Genomic DNA, 18,060 nt, shown 5'->3' on the forward strand with positions numbered 1-18,060 from the left:
CCTCTACGTGTGAGACGGGCGGGCCGAAGCGGCGCGTGCCCGTCAAGGTTGGTCGAGTGCCGCTTGCAACTCCATCAAATCATAGGGCTTGCGCAAGACACTGGCGGAAAAACCCAGCTCATCCATCGATTCCTTGCCATAGCCCGTGGAAAAGATGATGCGCATGGCCGGTTTATCGCGCAGCACCATGCGCGCCAGCGCGATGCCGGACATGCCGGGCAGGCTGACATCGGTAAACAGGATATCGAAGTCTTGCTCATTGAGCAATTTCCACGCCGCCTCGCCATCGGATACGCCGCTGACCGTATGGCCCAGCATGCCCACCAGTTCGCACACCATCAGCTGCGAATCGAGGTTGTCTTCCACCACAAGTATTTTCATCGATGTCGGCATGTCCCCCTGTGGTTCCGGAGCATGGCCCGTCAAGTCCAGTCCCGGCGTGTCACTTCCCAGCACGCTGGCAGCCGCGCTGCCGGTCGGCAGGATGCCGGCCACCGGCGCGCCGGACCGTTCAAACTGGCGCGCACGCATTTGCTGCTGGCGGTTGGCCAGCACATGGCGCAGCTTGCGCGCCAGCTCTTCGCGCCGGTACGGCTTGCTGAGCAATTCCACTCCCGCGTCGAGACGCCCCTCATGCACGATGACATCCTGCGCGTAGCCCGACGTAAACAAGACGGCGATATCGGGCTGCAACTCGCGCGCCTGGCGCGCCATCTCCGTGCTGCTGACGGGACCGGGCATGATGACGTCCGTAAACAGCAAGTCGATCTGCGCGCCGCTATGCAGCACGGCCAGCGCGCTTTCGCCATCCTCGGCCTTGAGTACCTTGTAGCCCAGCGCGCCCAGCATATCGACCACGGTGGTGCGCACGCCCACGTCGTCTTCCACTACCAGCACGGTTTCCGTGCCGCCCGTGACGACGCCGCTCAATTCCAGTTCCTCGTCCGCTTCGGCCATCAGGGAACGGGGCAAATAGATTTTGACTCCCGTGCCCACGCCAGGTTCACTGTAAATGCGGATATGGCCGCGGCTTTGCGTGACGAAGCCATACGCCATCGACAGGCCCAGGCCCGTGCCCGCGCCTTCCGGCTTGGTGGTGAAGAACGGCTCGAACGCGCGCTGCAGCACGGCGCCGCTCATGCCGCGGCCCGTGTCCGTCACCGACAGCATCACGTACTGGCCCGCCGGCACATCGACCAGATTGTGCACATACTGTTCGTCGAGCACGACGTTGCCCAGTTCGATCGTCAGCTTGCCCACGCCATCCATGGCGTCGCGCGCATTGATGGCCAGGTTGAGGATGACGTTCTCGATCTGGCTGCGGTCGACCAGAGTATTCCACAGCCCGCCGCCGCCCACCAGCACGATGTCGATCGCTTCGCCCAGCGCGCGCCGCAGCAGCGCATCCATGTTGCGCACCACGCGGGCCAGGTCGGCCACCACGGGTTTCAACGGTTGACGCCGCGCAAAGGCCAGCAGGTGCGACGACAATTTGGCGCCCCGCTCGACGGCGGCAATCGCCGTGTCCAGGCGCTGGCGCATGAGGCCATCCGTGCCCGCCAGATGCTGCAGCAAGTGCAAATTGCCGGAAATAATTTGCAGCACATTATTGAAATCGTGCGCGATGCCGCCCGTCAACTGGCCCACGGCTTCCATCTTTTGCGCCTGGCGCAACGCGTCTTCGGCCTTGGTGCGCTCACCGACTTCCTGTTCGACCCGGTGCTCGAGCGTTTCGTTCAATTCATGCAGCGCTTTTTCCACGCGGCGCCGGTCCGTGATGTCCGTCTTGACGGCGATCAGGGAACGCGTATGACCCTGCTCATCGACGAGGCGGCTGACATTGCTCGACACCCACACTTGCGTGCCGTCGGGCTTCAGGTAGCGCTTTTCCAGCGAAAACGACTCGCCCGTTTCCACCAGACGCTGGAACAGCACGTTGTTACCGGGCACGTCCGCCGGATGCATGATGTCGTTCATGTTCAAGCTCAGCAGTTCCTCGGCGGAACGCCCCAGCATGCAGCACAGGGCACCGTTGACCCTCTGGAAACTGCCATCGAGGCCCAGCTCGGACAAGCCCACCGAGGCCTGGCCGAAAATGGCCGCCATGCGCTCCTGGCTGGCGTTGAGTTCGTCCTCGATCTGGCGCCGCTCCGTCACGTCGAACGACACGCCAACGTAGCGGCGCTGGCCCGGCATGCGGCCGGCCACCACCTCGCCCTGGCGCGCGATCCAGCGTAGCGCGCCATCGGCGGGGCGGCGGATGCGGTACTCGACGTATTCGAGGGGATTGGGCGCGACGTCAAGCTTGCTCGGTCCGACCTTTTGCTGGTCGCGCGCATCAACCAGGCTCACCAGCAGGCGTTCCGTCACTTCCACCTCGTCGGCAATGCCCCACAGGCGGCGGAACGTGGGCGACACCACCATCGCGCCCGTCTCGGGGAACCATTCGAAGGTGCCGATGCCGCCCGCCTGCTGGGCCAGGCGCAGCCGCTCCTCGCCTTCCATCCGTTCGGTCACGTCGATGCCTTCGACGAGGATGCCCGTCACCACGCCCTCTTCATCCTTGATGGGCTGGTAGACGAAATCGATCTGGCGCTGGCCCGTCTGCCCGTCCGCCGCCTGCAAGTCCACCTTCACCTGGCGCCCCTCGTAAGGTTCGCCCGTGCGGTAGACCTGGTCGAGCAGCTCGATGAAACCTTGCTCCTTGACTTCAGGCAAGGCCGCTTCGACTGTCTTGCCCAGCACATCGCGGTGCCCCACCAGACGCAGATAATGCTCGTTCGCCAATTCGAACACGTGCTGCGGCCCGCGCAGCAGGGCCATGAAACTCGGCGCCTGCTGGAACAGGGCGCGCAGCAGCGCCCGCTCCTCGCCCAGGCGGCGGTTGGCCGCGCGCACGGCCTCGCTCTCGGCCTGCAAGGTGGTGTTGAGTTGACCCAGCTCGGCCGTGGCCAGCTTCAGCTTGCGCCCCTCCTCCATGCGCGCCGTCAATTCCAGCGCCGTGCACAGCACGCCGTCCACCTGGCCGCCGGCGCCATGCACGGGCGTGTAAAACAGGTCGAAACAGACGTCCGTACGCTGTCCGCCGCGCAACAGCGGCAAACAGCATTCGCGGTGCACCTGCGTCTCGCCGCGCAGTCCCGCTTCGAGGATGCGCGCGTTCCAGTCCCAGATTTCCGGCCAGATGCCCGGCACCGTGCCGCCAAGCGCCGCCGGATGGCGCTCGCCGGCGATCTGGATGTAGTCGTCGTTGTAAATCATGACGTGCTGCGGGCCCCACATCAGCACCATCGCCATCGGCGAATTGAGCACGATGTCGACGCTGGTGCGCAGATGGGCGGGCCAGCCATCGACGGCGCCCAGGCTGGTGGCGGACCAGTCGCGCTGGCGCACCAGTTCCCCCATGCTGCCGCCGCCGCGCGGCCAGGCTGGCGCGCTCATGTCGCCCGTCCCGCTTGCACGCACACCTGGCACTGGCGCGGAATGCGCACGGTCGCCAGCGTGCCCTGCGCGGCCGTCGAACTGAGCTCGAGCGTGCCGCCATGGGCCTTGACGAACATGTTTGCCGTGTACAGGCCCAGTCCCAGGCCCTGCCCCGTCCGGCGCTTCTCGCCCGCCTGCTGGAACGGTTCGAACAGGGTCGGCAGCAAGGTGGCGGGAATGACGCCACGATTGGCGATGCGCAATTCAATACTGCCGGCGTCCCGTCCGTCGAGGGCCAGTTGCACGGGCGCGCCCGGCTCGCCATGCGTGATGGCATTGTTTAACAGATTCGAGATGACTTGCGACAGCAGGCCCGCGTCGCATTGCCCATGCAGATTACCCACGCTGCTGACCTCGACCAGCGGCGCCTGACCGGCCGTCTCGCATTCCTCGACGATGGCGCGCGCCAGCGCCAGGTAATCGTGCATGCTGCCGCGCAATTCCATCGTGCCGGAACGGATGCGCGCCAGGTCCAGCAACTGGTCGACCATGCGCGCCATACGCTTGGCGCTGCTTTCGATGCGCTGCGCCGTGACGATCACCTTCGGGTGGTCGCTCATCATCGGCAACAGCATGGCGCCGTTCATCACCACCGACAAGGGCGTGCGCAAGTCGTGACCCAGCACGGCCGTGAACAGTTCATTCAGGTGCAGCGCGTGCTTGAGTTCGTCGAGTTGGGCCGACAATTCGCGTTTCTGCTGGTAGAGCTGGACCAGCACCGCCACCTTGCTTTGCAAGGCTTTCACGTCGATGGGCTTGTAGAGAAAGTCGACGGCGCCCGCCTCGTAGCCACGGAAACTGTAGCTCGGCTCGCGCGACGCGGCCGTGAGGAAAATCAGGGGGATGCTGCGGGTGCGCTCGCTGCCGCGTATCAGCTCGGCCAGCTCGAAACCATCCATCTGCGGCATTTGCACGTCGATCAGGGCCAGCGCCACTTCATGCGTCAACAGCAGTTCCAGCGCTTGCGCGCCCGAGCTGGCCTTCAGGATGACAATGCCGGGCCGCGCCAGCACGGCTTCGGCGGCGACCAGGTTTTGCGCGATGTCGTCAACGACGAGGATATGAATAGGGGCGGTCACGGAATCATCTTCAGGCATCGCAACGGCAAGACGCCATCGTGTTTCGATATGGACATAAACATTGTTTCAATTCTCACATATATTACACGCACTACACTATTCCCATTCACTTGTGTTCGCCATCGCCGAGCAATGCCAGGCTGGCGGCCATTTGCGGCAAATCGAGCACGCGGTCGGCGCCGGCCAGCTTGAGCGCGGCGGCCGGCATGATGCCACAACTGGCCCGCTGCGGGTCTTGCACCCAGGCGCTGCCGCCCAGCTGCCGCACGCGCGCCAGGCCCGCCGCGCCGTCGGCCGAGGCGCCCGTCAGGATGATGGCCAGCATGGCGCGCCGGTAGGCATACGCAGCCGTTTCCAGCAAGACATCGATCGATGGGCGCGAAAAATACACGGGCGCTTCCTGTGACAGGGAAAAACAGCCATCGGGCTCGACTTGCAGGTGGTAGTCGGGCGGCGCGAAATACACGACGCCGGGTTGCAGCGGTTCCTTGTCCTGCGCTTCGCGCAAGGGCAGCTGGCAACGTTCCGCGTACAACTGCGGCAACTGGCTCGAGCGGCCCGGCGCCAGGTGCAGCACCACCACCACGGCCGCGCGGCAGGTGGCGGGCAAGGCGCGCAGCACGATGCCCAGCGCTTCCACGCCGCCGGCCGAAGCGCCGATGGCGATCAGGCGCAGGCCGGCCGGCGGTGACGCGACGTCGGAGCTCGGCAGCATGTCAGGCACGCTGGAAGATGCGTTCGGCCGGGCTCAGCTCGTTAAAGCTGTCCGCATGGCGGCTGAAATGCAGGCTTTCCTTCATGCCCAGACCCAGGAAGCCCCGGTTCACCAGCGCTTCGTGGAACAGGCCCAGGCTGCGGTCCTGCAAATCTTTATTGAAATAAATCATCACGTTACGGCAGGAAACCATGTGCACCTCCGAAAACACGCTGTCCGTCGCCAGGCTGTGGTCGGCGAAAACGAACTGGCGCCGCAAGCGCCGGTCAAAGATGGCGCCCTTGTAGGCGGCCGTGTAATAGTCGGACAGCGAGCGCTTGCCGCCCGCCAGCTGATAATTCTCGCTGAACTGGGCGATGCGCTCGACCGGATAGATGCCCGCTTCCGCGGCGGCCAGCGCTTCCACATTGATGTCGGTCGCATAAATCATGCTGCGCTCGAGCAAGCCTTCCTCTTCCAGCAAGATGGCCAGCGACCACACCTCTTCGCCGCTGCTGCAGCCGGCTACCCAAATCTTGATCGAAGGATAGGTGTGCAGGATGGGCACGACTTTTTCGCGCAAGGCGCGGAAATACGCGGGATCGCGGAACATCTCGCTCACCTGCACCGTAAAAAATTGCAGCATCTGCGCGAACATGGCCGGCTCGTGCAAGATGCGGTCCTGCAATTGCGACAGGCTGGCGCAGCCGAAGCGCTCCATGGCCTGACGCATGCGCCGGCGCAGGGAGGCCACGGAATAATCGCGGAAATCGTGCTGATAGCGCAGCAATATTCCCTCAAGCAATAATTTCAGTTCTATATCGAAAATATCGTCATCTAACAACATCCACCTCATCGGATACCTGACCGTTGAACACGGGGCAACACGCACCGTGCAGTCACTGCCAAATGCTAGCAGATCGTCGCCGATTATCCCGCAGGAAAAGCGTCAGTTAGGTACGCTGGCGTACGCTAGAGCCACTTTTTCACGCATCCACGCCCTTCATGCCTTCCTCCGTATAGCGCGCGCCCGCCGCCATGCCCAGGGGAAAGGCCGCGTTCATCGCCGCCAGCTCCGCCCCGTCCAGCCGCACGGCCAGCGCGCCGAGGTTGTCGTGCAGGTAGGCGATGCGCTTGGTGCCGGGGATGGGAATGATGTCGTCGCCTTGCGCCAGCAGCCAGGCCAGCGCCAGCTGGGCCGGCGTGCAGCCTTTGGCGCGCGCGATGTCCCTGACCTGCGCGACGATGGCCTGGTTATGCGCCAGGTTGTCGGCGGCAAAACGGGGATTGAAGTGGCGGAAATCTCCCGCGTCGAGACTGGCCGCATCGGCGATGGCGCCCGTCAGGAAACCGCGCCCCAGCGGGCTGTAGGCAAAGAAACTGGCGCCCACGTCGCGGCAGGCGGCCAGTACGCCCTGCTCCGGCTCGCGTGTCCACAGCGAGTATTCGCTCTGCACGGCAGCCACGGGGCAGAGCGCCGCCGCGCGCCGCAAAGTGGCGGCGCTCACTTCGCACAGGCCCACGGCGCGAATTTTTCCTTCTTGCCGCAATTGCGCCAGCGCTCCCATCGACTCTGCCAAAGGGGTATCGAGGTTCAGGCGGTGCAGGTAAAACAGGTCGATGCTCTCCACGCCCAGGCGCGCCAGCGACGCTTCGCACGCCTGGCGGATGTAGGCGGGGGAATTGTCGACGCGGCGCGCATAACTGCCCGGCTCGCGCGCCAGGCCGCACTTGGTGGCGACCAGCGCCTGGCCTGGGTGGCGCGCCAGGAAACGTCCCAGCAATTGCTCGTTGTGGCCAAAACCGTAGGCGTCTGCCGTGTCAAACAGGGTCACGCCCGCCGCCAGGGCCGCTTCCAGGGTGGCCATCGATTGCGCCTCGTCCGTGGCGCCATAAAATTCCGACATGCCCATGCAGCCCAGGCCCAGTGCCGAACTGTTCAAGCCGCTATTACCGATGCGTCGTTGTTGCATGCTGCTCTCCTCATGTGTTGACCCGATGCAGCCAGTCTAGGCCGTGCCGGCTGGCGGGGGAATGCGCGATTTCGTGATACCTTTCTGGTATGAGAGCCCTCGACACCCACGCCCTGACCCTGTTTTGCGCCGTCGCCCGTTGCCTGAACTTTCGCCAGGCGGCCGAACAATTGCACATGACCCAGCCGCCCTTGTCGCGCGCCATCAAGACACTGGAAGAAAAACTGGGCGCGCGCCTGTTCGAGCGCGACACGCAGGGCGTGGCCTTGACGCAGGCGGGCCGCACCCTGCTGCCGCAGGCACTGCACATCCTCGACTTGCTGGAGACGGCGCAAACGTCGCTGCAGCGTGATGCCGCCCCCGCACGCCTGCGCCTGGGTCTGACCAGCTCCGTGGCGGCCGGCCTGTTCCGCCCGCTGCTGGCGGCGCTGGAGGCGCAACTGGGCAATGTCCGGCTGGAACTGACGGCGGCACCGTCGCCGCGCCTGGTGGCTGGCGTGCGCAAGGGCCAGCTCGACGCGACCCTGCTCGCGCTGCCCAGCGCCACGTTCGAACTGACCGTGCAGCCGCTGGCGCGCCAGCCCATGATGCTGGCCCTGCCCGCCGGGCACCGGCTGGCGAAGAAGCGCAAGCTCAGTCTGACCGACATCGCGGCAGAATCGATTTACTGGTTCGAACGGGCGCGCCAGCCCGCCTTCTTCGACCATTGCCAGCAAGTGTTTCGCCGCCATGGCTTCGCGCCCGCCTTCCTGCGCGAGGCGCCCGACCACCACGTGCTGCTCGGCGACGTGGCGGCCGGCAAGGGCATGGCGCTGCTGGCCGACTCGTTCCGCGCGTTGCGCCTCGCTGGCGTGGCCTACCGGCCATTGGTGGAGGGCGAGGAATTGGCGGCCGGCATCGGCCTGGCCTGGCGGAAAGAGCACGGCCATGCGGCACTGCCCCTGCTGCGCCGGCTGGCGCAACAACACCTGCAAAAGTGAGGGTCACACGCGGATGCGCCAGACGCGCTACCATAGCGCCTTCCCCATTTTGCGCCCCACCACGACCATGACGTTTACCCTCAACGACGCCGCCTACGCCACCGATACCCCCGCCGCCAAGCAAGCCATGTATGCGGACCTGCGTTCGCAGCTGCAAGGCTTGCTGTCGGGCGAAACCGACTTCATCGCCAATACGGCCAACTTCAGTTCGCTGGTCTTCCACACGATGCCGGGCCTGAACTGGGCCGGCTTTTATTTCCTCAAGGGCGAGGAACTGGTGCTGGGACCGTTCCAGGGCAAGCCGGCCTGCATCCGCATCAAGAAGGGCCGCGGCGTATGCGGCACCACCGTGGTCGAAGGCAAGTCCATCGTCGTGCAGGACGTGCACGCCTTTCCCGGCCACATCGCCTGCGACGTCAATTCCCGTTCGGAACTGGTCGTGCCCGTGTTTGCACACGGCCAGATCGTCGGCGTGTTCGACCTCGACAGCCCTTTGACCGGCCGCTTCGATGACGTCGACGCGCAAGGCGTCGAATCGCTGGTGCGCGTGCTGGAAGCGGCTATCGTCGCTGAATAATCAGTTGCCGGACTTGACGGCGATGAATTCGCCCTTGCCGACAGTCGCCAGGCACGTCGTATAGCGGCTGTCGGCGCGGATGGCTTCGATGAAGCCGGCCATGTCCGCGTAGTGCGAACTGGCGTTGTCGACCACCAGCACGCCGCCCGCCGCCAGCACCCGGTCCAGCTGCGGCCACCATTGTGCGTATTGCTGGCGCGCGGAATCGAGGAAGATGAAATCGTAGGCGCCGTCCGCCGCATCGCGCAGCACGTCGCCCGCGTCCGCCAGCAGCTGACCGATCACGCCTTGCAGTTGCGCGCGCACAAAGTTGTCGTGCGCCATGTCGAACTTGTCCTGCGCCTTTTCCACCGTCACCACGCTGCCGCCCAGCGCCTGCGCCGCGCGCGCCAGCCACAGGGTCGAGTAACCGTTCGAGGTGCCGATTTCCAGCAGCCGGCGCGCGCCGCGCGCGTGCACGAGCACGGCCAGCAATTCGCCCGTATCGCGCGTGATATTGAGCATGCGGCTGGCACGTTCCGTGTGCGCCGCATCGTTGCTGCTGCCGAAGGCTTCGAGTTCGCTCAACAGGGTATCAATGTCCGGCATGATGGCTCCTTGTGAAAAACACCAGCATAGCAAAAAAACTAGGCGCTGGCGCGGCGCAGGGGGCGCTTCAGGGTTTGCACCATCACCACGCCTAGCAGGGTCACGCCGCCGCCGATCACATCGTAGCTGTGCAAGGTTTCACCGAGGAACAGCATGGCGATAATCACCGTGAACACGGGCAGCAGATTCATCAAGGTGGTGGCGCGGCTGGGTCCCAGCTTGGCCAGGCCATGCATCCACAAAAACGGCGCGACAATCGATGCGGGGATGCCGGCAAACAGCACCAGCGGCAAGCCGGCGCCGGTGACGGGCGGCGCCGACTGGCTCAAGTAATACACGAACAGCACGGGCACGGCGCACCAGACCTGGATCAGCAAGGAGTGCCAGTTTTTCAGAGGAATCTTCCAGCGCTTGAGCAGCACGCCGTAGCCCGCATACGACAGGCAGGCCAGCAGCATCAGCGCGTCGCCCAAGGCCGCGCCATGGGCGATCAGGGCGGCCGGGTCGCCATGGCTGAGCAGGTAGCCAAGTCCCAGCAAGGACACGATGCCGCCGAACACGCCGCCCACGGTAGGCGCCTCTTTCAACACCAGTACGGACAGGCCCACGGCCAGCAGCGGCATCATCGACGCGAGGATGCCCATGTTGGTGGCCGTCGTCGTCTGTGCGGCGATGTAGGCGAGGCACTGGTACATGACCATGCCCAGCATGCCCAGCACAAACAGTTTGCCCAGATACGGTGTCACCACGGCCCGCTGCTTCCACACGGCGCGTCCAAACACGAGCGCCAGCAGCACCCCGGCCAGCAGCCAGCGGAAGAACGAGATGGCGGCCGGATCGATCACGCCCACGGCCAGCTTGCTGACGATGGTATTGATGGCCCAGATCAGCACGGCGATCACGGGAAACAGATAATGCTTGGCTTGCATGCGGCGGACTCCAGATTTCAATACCGCCATTTTCGCATGGTCTGATTCCATGGATATAATGCATATCGGACAATCGATGCGAAGAACAGGACAAAGACACCATGGCCAGCAACCAGCATTTCCCCGCCGTTTCCGACGCCCTGCCCTATCCCGTGTACTTTCGCCTCGACGATTACCGTGCGCACCAGCAATTCGATTACCAGAGCCATCCGTGGGGCCAGCTCACCTATTGTTCCACGGGCGTGATGGAAATCATGGTGGCGGGCCAGCGCTATCTGTCGCCGCCCCAGTACGCCGTGTGGATACCGCCCGAGACCCTGCACGACGGCTATATCCGCCAGGACGTCGTGTTTCACTCCGCCTACATCGATGCCAGCCTGTGCGCGCAGCTGCCGGCCCAGCCGTGCGCGCTGGTATTGAGTCCCCTGCTCAAAGCCATCCTCGGCGACTTCGCCGACAGAAACGTCACCACGCCCGCCACCGCAGCCGACCAGCGCCTGGCGCAGGTGCTGGTCGACCAGCTGCAGCTGGCGCCGTGCAGCCGCAACTACCTGCCCGGCAGTGACGAGCCCGTCATTGCGGCGCTCTTGGCCGCCCTGCAGGCGGAGCCGGGAAGTAACCGCTCACTGGCCGAGTGGGCCGCGCAATTGCACGTCACGGAGCGCACCCTGGCGCGCCGCTGCCAGCGCGAGCTGGGCATGCCGTTCGGCGAATGGCGCCAGCGCCAGCGCTTCCTGGCGGCCCTGCCCCTGCTGGAACAGGGAGAAACCGTGCAGGCGATCGCGCTGGAACTGGGCTACAGCACGGCCTCCGCCTTCATCGCCATGTTTCGCCGCCAGAGCGGCGGCACGCCGGACCAGTTCCGCCGCGGCCTGCGCTGAAAAAGCGGCTCCGCTTTGTCATGCTTTGTCATATTGGGATGCTAAAATTCAAACATCTTTCCAGAGAGCAAAAGGACGCGCATGAACCCCAGCACCGACACGGCCACCGATACCCAAGGCAGCGAACACATGCCCCAGGCATCAGAAACGACCGTGACGGCGCCAGCGCCCGTCAAGCTCGGCAAGGAAGACATCCCCACCGTATTGGGCAAGCTGCGCACCCTGGTGCAGAACAAGACGCGTTTCGAGCCGCACGACATCACGCCGCTGGGCGAGGAAGACGTGCTGCAGGATTTTTCCCTGCAAGCCAATTACGCGCTCGAAGCGCGCTTCGAACAGCGTGTGATCAATGGCTATTTCACGCCCTCGGGCAATGACTGCCGCTGTGGCTCCCACGAGGTGGGAGCGCTCGCTCACGCGCAGGAGAAGGAACGGCTGCGCCGCGCGGCGGGCAAGCTCGACAATGCCTTGCGCCAGGCGGGCCAGGCCTACAACGCCATCGAAGCGGGCGCCTACCTGCCGCACGCCGTCAAATACTGGCACCTCGATACGTGCGTCCCCTGTTCGGGCAAAGGCCGCATCGGCTGCCACACCTGCCACGGCGCGACGACGGAAACATGCTGGAACTGCCACGGCGGGCGCACCGTCAGCTGCGACGCTTACGGCTGCTACGGCAGCGGCAAGGTGTCGTGCTCGTATTGCAGCGGCAGCGGCACGGTGGCCGAGCAAGTCACCGATTACATCACGGTGCAAGTACCCACTACCACCTACAGCAACGGCAGCTCGCACACGAGCTACCACAGCGAAACGCGCACGCAATACCGCACCGAGCATCGCAATTGCTACCATTGCAGCTACGGCAAGGTCACGTGCAACACCTGCCACGGTTCCGGCAACATCAATTGCGGCACTTGCCGCGCCAGCGGCAAGGTCACTTGCCGCACCTGCAGCGGCGTGGGCGACCTGCGCTGCAACCCGTGCGACGGCTCCGGCAAGGTGGGCACGGCGGCCTGGGTCGACGTGCATGTGACGCCCGGCTACAGCGTCAGCCTGCCCAAGCAGGCGCCCGATGACGCGCGCCGCATCCGCGACAAGGAGAGCGTGCACTCACTGGCGGCCATTGCCAGCAGCCTGGCCCTGGCAAAAGTGAGCATTTACAATGAAGACCAGCCGCAGGAAGTCGACGCCCTGTATGCGGCCAAGCTGCGCATCGTGCGCCTGGACGCATCGTGCAACGCAGAAAAACACCACCTGGTGGCGTACGGCACGGACTTGCGCTGGCTGACCCTTGACCACATCGTGGAAAAGCTGCTGCGCGGCGACCTCAAGGCGCTCAGCGATGCGCTGGCCGGCAGCGCCGACGACGGCCTGTTCTCGGCCCACGTGCAGGGGCTATTGACGCCGCTGCGCGACGTGGCCGCCTCGGAACTGAATGCGGACGTGATCGAGTCTGTCCTCAGCGGCGACGCGGACCACGCGCACATCGATGTCGTCTCCGCCGACTATGCGCAGAACGTGCGCACCTGCGTGCTCGGTGCCTTGCGCCAGGTCTACACGCGGCTGGCCAAGCAATTCTGGTGGAAAAGCGCGCTGGCCGCGCTGGCCGCCGCCATCGCCGCCTGGTTCTTCGCCGGGCGCGGCGCGGCCGCCATCGCCGGCTTGCTCGTCACGGGCGCCGGCTACTGGCTGTTCAACCGCAAGGTGAAAAGCGTGCTGAGCGAAGCGCTGGGCGGCGAACAGCAGGCCGAACGCGCCATGGGCATCGCCGGCAAGGGCCGCCGCAACCAGCTGGCGCAAGTGCTGATCCTCGCGCCCGCCAGCGTCGCCGTGCTGGCCGCCAGCTATGGCTTGCCCGTGCGCGTGCGCCCCGCTGCGCCGCCGCAGCAGGCGGCCATGGCGTCGGCACCCGTCGCGCCCCATGCACCGGCCGCCGTGCCGCAGGACGCAAGTGCCGCCAAGGCCGTCAAGCTGTACGAAAATGGCGACAAGGCGCAGGCGCTGGCCATGCTGGAAAGCCTGGTCGGCAAGGGCGACGCGGGCGCGTATGGTCTGTATGGCTGGATGCTGCTGATGGGCGAAGGCAAGCCCGGCCCCGTCACGGCGCCGACGGCGCAGCAGCGCGAAGCGCGCCAGCGGGCCGCCAAGCCCCTGGTCGGCAAGGGCTTGCTGAAGAACGACAGCTATGCGCTGACGGCGAAGGGCGTGATGCTGGCCGAGGGCTGGCAGGAACCACGCAACATGGCGCGCGCCCTCGACCTGCTGAAACAGGCGGCGAACAAGGGCAATGCGCAAGCCATGCACTTATTGGGCCTGTACCACGTGCGTGGTTACCAGATTCCCGTCAATCACAAGGAAGCGCGCAAATGGTTCACCTTGGCCGCCGACAAGGGCAGCGCAGGCGACATCTACAACCTGGGACTGATGGACTGGGAAGGCGCCGGATTGAAACGCCCGGACCGCGCCAGCGCCATGCAGCGCTGGAAGATCGCTGCCGCCATGGGCGAGGAACGCGCGATCAAGGCCGTCGCCCAGGGACAGCCTTAAGCGGCTGCCGCCAGCGCCTGCAAGGCCATCGGGTTCGGCGTGGGCTCACCGATTTTCGTCAGCAGGTTGCGGTCCGTGTGGTGGAACGGTTCATCCTTGCCGCGGATCAGCATGACCGTGTCTTCATCGTAGCCCCAGGTGCCGTCGGCGTGGATGTCGACCTTGATCCGGTATTCGACGGTGGTGAACGCGTGTTCGAGGAAGGGGTTCGAGCAGATGCCGTAGGCCGTCGAATCGCGCTTGGCCACCAGTTCGAAACTGGTGGCGTCCGCCGTCGTCGTGCCCGACGCCATGGCGATCTGGCCGCGCGGAATGGCCAGGGTCTGGATCACGGCGCCCGTGGCCGGCTCCCACAGCCAGTAGCCCACTTGCTCATGGTAGGTTTTCACTTGATCCGGCTTGGTGATGTGGATGTAGTAGCGCAAGCCGTAGAACAGTTGCGGGCCGTTGGTGACGGGGTCGATCGGCTGCAGTTCGATGCGCTCGACGAAGGCCTGCTTGCGCGGGCCATCGGCTTTCGGCTTGACGTCCAGGCCGCGCGTGCCCGTCCAGATGCCGGCCATGCCGGTCAGGGGCCCCAGGTTGTTCAGGGTATGCACGTCGGCGGACGGCTCGGTGTAGATATCTTCGGGAAAATCGCTCATGCGGAAGTCTTCAAAATGGGGCAACAGTGCTTGCCGCCATTGTAAGACGCAGGCCGCTATCTGGGAAAGAGCGCGATGTGGCGTTCGACGAACAGCAAGGCTGCAGCGGCCAGCGAAGGACGCTGCGTTTCGAACACGGCCGCATCGCGCGTTTGCAGCAGATTGGCGGCCGCCTCGGGCAGGCCCAATTCGCCGGCGACGAACGCCGCCACCGCGTCGATATTCGCGTACAGGGCGCTGTCGAAGCCTTCCCAGTCCACATAGGCCAGCCACTCGGCCAGGGTCAGCACTTGGGCGACGGGCGGCGCCAGGGCTGCGATGCGTTCAGAACGCAGCACGCTGTCGTCGCGGATGCCTTCCTGCTGCAGCACGGCCAGCGCCACCTGCTGCAGCGCGTCTTCGGGATCGTGCCGGTATTTGTTCAGCAGGCGCTGCGTCAGGCTGGTACTGGCCGCATCCATGCTCAGACCAGCGGCTCGGTCGAACCGGTCAGGGTAAAGATTTCAAAGCCCGTTTCCGTCACGGCCAGCGAATGCTCGAACTGCGCCGACAGCGAACGGTCTTTCGTCACCGTCGTCCATTTGTCGGGCAAGACCTTGACCTGGTAGCTGCCCACGTTGAGCATCGGTTCGATCGTGAAAATCATGCCCGGTTCGAGCACGATGCCCGTGCCGGCGCGGCCGTAGTGCAGCACTTGCGGCGTGTCGTGGAAGACCTGGCCCACGCCATGGCCGCAGAAGTCGCGCACGGAGGAAAAGCCCTGCGCCTTGGCCACCGCCTCGATGGCGGCGCCCACGTCGCCCAGGGTCGCGCCCGGACGCACGGTGTGGATGCCGGCCATCATGGCGTCATACGCCGTGTTGACGAGGCGGTTGGCCAGGATGGACACGGCGCCCACCTTGAAGGTGCGGCTGGTGTCGCCGAACCAGCCGTTGAATTTCGGCGTCACGTCGATGTTCAGGATGTCGCCCACTTTCAGGATCTTGGTCTCGGACGGGATGCCGTGCGTGACGACGTGATTGACGGAGATGCAGCTGGCGTGCTTGTAGCCGTGGTAGTCGATGGTGCCGGGGATGGCGCCGGCGGCGCGCATGAATTCCTCGCACATGGCGTCGAGTCTGGCCGTCGACACGCCCGGTTTGACGAAAGGCGCGATGTAGTCGAGCGTGTCGGCGGCGATGCGGCCGGCCGCGCGCATGCCGATAAAACCTTCTTCGTCGTGCAGCGGGATTTTCTTGCCGTGTTCAAGCTGGGTGGAATAGCGCATGGGGATTCTTTTCTTTGTTAGTGTGATGTGGAATGCAAGGCCCAGCCGCGCACGGCGTCGTGCGAGGCGCGCAGCATGGCGTCGACGCTGGCCGGTATCGGCCGCTCCTGGGTCAGGTAGGGCTTGACGACGGCCACGGGCGCGTCGATCAGCACGAATTTGAGCAGCATGTGATCGAGGTCCAGCGACGTGGTGGCCGGCATGGCTTCGGCGCAGCGCACAAAGCAGGCGTCGAGCGCCGCCTGTTCCTCTTCGACGGCGGCCAGCAATTGCTCGCTGAGACCACTGCTGAAATCGGGGCTGTCCGCGCATTGCAGCAGGAAGCGCGCGTATAGGGGCTTGCGCCGGCACCAGTCCAGCAGACCGTGCACGCCGGCCCAGGTGTCGCCGCCGAGCCAGCGGCTGGCTACTTCCTCGCGGAAGTCGCTTTTCACGCGCAGCCAGGCGCGCGCCAGGATGGCGTTGCGCGAATCGAAGCGGTGATACACGGAGCCGATGGGCGCGCCGGCCTTGACGGCGATGGCGGCCATCGACACGGCGCCCACGCCGCACTGGGCGGCGACGGCGATCGCGCTGTCGATAAAGTTGTTTTCGTTGAATTTGGCGAGTCTGACCATTCAAATAGAATACAGATTCTATTTGAATCCGTCAAGCGCCCCCGACATGCGCCAACATGAGTTGCCCTGCTGCCTTACAATGGTATGCACGAACCGCCACAAGGAGAATCCGCTTGCTTACGCCCCCCTTCATCGCCTCCTCCCGCTTCGACGATCCACGCCTGGCGTTGGAACAGGTGCAAGCCATTTACCGCAGCAGCATCGAACACTTGCGCGACGCGCTGCAGCGCTTTGTCGCCGGCGAAGACATGCACGAACGGGTGCGCGCCTGCTACCCCTTCGTGCGCATCCAGACCGACACCGTGGCGCGCGCCGACTCGCCGCTGGCCTACGGCTTCGTCGCCGGCCCCGGCGTGTTTGAAACCACGCTGACGCGCCCCGACCTGTTCGGCGATTACTACCTGGACCAGTTCACCCTGCTGCTGAAAAACCATAACAGCGGCCAGAAAGTCCACCTGGAAGTAGGCGTGAGCGCCCAGCCCATCCCCGTGCATTTCTCGTTCGCCGAGCATGACCATATCGAGGGCAATATGGATGCGGGCCGCCGCCTGGCCATGCGCGACCTATTCGACCTGCCCGACCTGTCGGCCATGGACGACGGCATCGCCAACGGCACGCACGAACCGGCACACGGCGAAGCGCAGCCCCTGTCGCTGTTCACGGGACCGCGCGTCGATTATTCGCTGCAGCGCCTGCGCCACTACAGCGGCACCTCGCCGCAGCATTTCCAGAACTTCGTCCTGTTTACCAATTACCAGTTCTATATCGACGAATTCATCCGCCTGGGCCACGCCATGATGGACCGCGCGCCCGATGCGCAAGCGCCCTCGGACGAGGACGGCTACGTCGCCTTTGTCGAACCGGGCAACGTCGTCACGCGCCGGGTCGGCCAGACGGTCGAAAGCGAGGATGCGCTGGGCGCCGCCCCGCCGCGCCTGCCGCAGATGCCCGCGTATCACCTGCTGCGCGCGGACGGCAGCGGCATCACCATGGTCAATATCGGTGTCGGTCCGGCCAACGCCAAGACCATCACCGACCATATCGCCGTGCTGCGCCCGCACGCCTGGCTGATGCTCGGCCATTGCGCGGGCCTGCGCACCACGCAAAGCCTGGGCGACTACGTGCTGGCGCACGCGTATGTGCGCGAAGACCACGTGCTCGACGAAGACTTGCCGCTGTGGGTGCCGATCCCGCCGCTGGCGGAAATCCAGCAGGCGCTGCAAACGGCGGTGGCGGAAATCACCCAACTGACGGGGCATGACTTGAAACACATCATGCGCACGGGGACCGTGGCCAGCACGGACAACCGCAATTGGGAACTGCTGCCGCAGCGCACGCCGGAGCGCCGCTTCAGCCAGAGCCGCGCCATCGCGCTGGACATGGAAAGCGCGACGATCGCCGCCAACGGCTTCCGTTTCCGCGTGCCGTACGGCACCCTGCTGTGCGTGAGCGACAAGCCGCTGCACGGCGAAATCAAGCTGCCCGGCATGGCCAACCACTTCTACCGCGAAAGAGTCGACCAGCATCTGCGCATCGGCATCCGCGCCGTGGAACTGCTGCGCCGCCAGGGCGTGGACCGCCTGCACAGCCGAAAATTGCGCAGTTTTGCGGAAGTGGCGTTTCAATAAGCGCGCTTCCCCGTCATGCCGGCCGCCCTCCACGGGCGGCTTTTTTTTGCCCGTAGCGCTGACGCAATGCGGCGGGCAATCGTCGCAACGACACTATAAAACGTCACAAAAAAACAACAGATGTCTAGATCCGCATTACAAAAAAAACAAAACTATCCACGCTTTTTTTGCTAATT

The 18,060-nt window shown here is 64.8% G+C and carries 16 protein-coding genes; 5 read left to right on the top strand and 11 right to left on the bottom strand.

Annotated features, from left to right (window positions below):
- Positions 1 to 42: 42 nt before the first annotated feature.
- The 5 genes from D9M09_RS19635 to D9M09_RS19655 all read right to left on the bottom strand — a co-directional run bounded on the left by D9M09_RS19635 (position 43) and on the right by D9M09_RS19655 (position 7,229).
- Positions 43 to 3,441: a hybrid sensor histidine kinase/response regulator gene (locus D9M09_RS19635; RefSeq protein ID WP_070312854.1), complete on the bottom strand. Its 3,399-nt coding sequence runs from the start codon at positions 3,439 to 3,441 to the stop codon at positions 43 to 45.
- Positions 3,438 to 4,562, bottom strand: a complete 1,125-nt coding sequence (locus D9M09_RS19640) for a hybrid sensor histidine kinase/response regulator (RefSeq protein ID WP_121671158.1) — start codon at positions 4,560 to 4,562, stop codon at positions 3,438 to 3,440. The genes D9M09_RS19635 and D9M09_RS19640 overlap by 4 nt, the downstream gene beginning before the upstream one ends.
- A gap of 106 nt (positions 4,563 to 4,668) precedes the next feature.
- Entirely contained in the window at positions 4,669 to 5,277 is a 609-nt protein-coding gene (locus D9M09_RS19645) for a chemotaxis protein CheB (protein WP_121670189.1), read from the bottom strand.
- Between the two features lies 1 nt (position 5,278).
- A complete protein-coding gene (locus D9M09_RS19650; RefSeq protein ID WP_200899269.1) occupies positions 5,279 to 6,103 on the bottom strand; it encodes a CheR family methyltransferase in 825 nt (274 codons plus the stop codon).
- Between the two features lie 139 nt (positions 6,104 to 6,242).
- On the bottom strand, positions 6,243 to 7,229 hold the full coding sequence (locus D9M09_RS19655; RefSeq protein WP_070312852.1) for an aldo/keto reductase: 987 nt from the start codon (positions 7,227 to 7,229) through the stop codon (positions 6,243 to 6,245).
- Between the two features lie 89 nt (positions 7,230 to 7,318).
- Here D9M09_RS19655 and D9M09_RS19660 point away from each other — a divergent pair, with 89 nt between their 5' ends.
- Together D9M09_RS19660 and D9M09_RS19665 are read left to right on the top strand one after the other, a co-directional pair.
- Positions 7,319 to 8,209: a LysR family transcriptional regulator gene (locus D9M09_RS19660; protein ID WP_240453424.1), complete on the top strand. Its 891-nt coding sequence runs from the start codon at positions 7,319 to 7,321 to the stop codon at positions 8,207 to 8,209.
- 67 nt (positions 8,210 to 8,276) lie between these two features.
- Positions 8,277 to 8,786 (top strand): GAF domain-containing protein, encoded by a 510-nt coding sequence (locus D9M09_RS19665; RefSeq protein ID WP_099410114.1) that lies wholly within the window; start codon positions 8,277 to 8,279, stop codon positions 8,784 to 8,786.
- Here the strand turns inward: D9M09_RS19665 and D9M09_RS19670 are convergent, their stop codons facing one another.
- Complete coding sequence (locus tag D9M09_RS19670; protein WP_121670190.1) at positions 8,787 to 9,374, bottom strand: O-methyltransferase; 588 nt, start codon at positions 9,372 to 9,374, stop codon at positions 8,787 to 8,789.
- A 38-nt stretch (positions 9,375 to 9,412) separates the two neighbouring features.
- The gene (locus D9M09_RS19675; protein WP_121670191.1) at positions 9,413 to 10,303 is read right to left on the bottom strand and encodes a DMT family transporter; all 891 of its coding nucleotides are present in this window, start codon (positions 10,301 to 10,303) and stop codon (positions 9,413 to 9,415) included.
- Between the two features lie 101 nt (positions 10,304 to 10,404).
- Between D9M09_RS19675 and D9M09_RS19680 the strand changes: the two genes are divergently transcribed.
- Both D9M09_RS19680 and D9M09_RS19685 read left to right on the top strand, forming a co-directional pair.
- Positions 10,405 to 11,184, top strand: a complete 780-nt coding sequence (locus tag D9M09_RS19680) for an AraC family transcriptional regulator (RefSeq protein ID WP_121670192.1) — start codon at positions 10,405 to 10,407, stop codon at positions 11,182 to 11,184.
- Between the two features lie 81 nt (positions 11,185 to 11,265).
- Positions 11,266 to 13,728: a tetratricopeptide repeat protein gene (locus D9M09_RS19685; RefSeq protein WP_121670193.1), complete on the top strand. Its 2,463-nt coding sequence runs from the start codon at positions 11,266 to 11,268 to the stop codon at positions 13,726 to 13,728.
- On the opposite strand, the gene D9M09_RS19690 is transcribed toward D9M09_RS19685, so the two are convergent.
- Genes D9M09_RS19690 through D9M09_RS19705 form a run of 4 tightly spaced genes read right to left on the bottom strand, consistent with a single transcriptional unit; the run spans position 13,725 to position 16,256 of the window.
- Positions 13,725 to 14,372 (bottom strand): FABP family protein, encoded by a 648-nt coding sequence (locus D9M09_RS19690; RefSeq protein ID WP_070221060.1) that lies wholly within the window; start codon positions 14,370 to 14,372, stop codon positions 13,725 to 13,727. The two genes, D9M09_RS19685 and D9M09_RS19690, sit on opposite strands and share 4 nt — an antisense overlap.
- Before the next feature lie 56 nt (positions 14,373 to 14,428).
- Positions 14,429 to 14,833, bottom strand: a complete 405-nt coding sequence (locus D9M09_RS19695) for a hypothetical protein (protein ID WP_121670194.1) — start codon at positions 14,831 to 14,833, stop codon at positions 14,429 to 14,431.
- Positions 14,834 to 14,835: 2 nt separating this feature from the next.
- The gene (gene map / locus D9M09_RS19700) at positions 14,836 to 15,639 is read right to left on the bottom strand and encodes a type I methionyl aminopeptidase (protein ID WP_121670195.1); all 804 of its coding nucleotides are present in this window, start codon (positions 15,637 to 15,639) and stop codon (positions 14,836 to 14,838) included.
- Positions 15,640 to 15,656: 17 nt separating this feature from the next.
- On the bottom strand, positions 15,657 to 16,256 hold the full coding sequence (locus D9M09_RS19705) for a TetR/AcrR family transcriptional regulator (RefSeq protein WP_121670196.1): 600 nt from the start codon (positions 16,254 to 16,256) through the stop codon (positions 15,657 to 15,659).
- A gap of 113 nt (positions 16,257 to 16,369) precedes the next feature.
- Here D9M09_RS19705 and D9M09_RS19710 point away from each other — a divergent pair, with 113 nt between their 5' ends.
- Positions 16,370 to 17,884 (top strand): AMP nucleosidase, encoded by a 1,515-nt coding sequence (locus D9M09_RS19710; RefSeq protein ID WP_121670197.1) that lies wholly within the window; start codon positions 16,370 to 16,372, stop codon positions 17,882 to 17,884.
- The last annotated feature ends 176 nt before the right edge of the window (positions 17,885 to 18,060 follow it).

This window comes from Janthinobacterium agaricidamnosum (assembly GCF_003667705.1).
Taxonomy (GTDB): domain Bacteria; phylum Pseudomonadota; class Gammaproteobacteria; order Burkholderiales; family Burkholderiaceae_D; genus Janthinobacterium.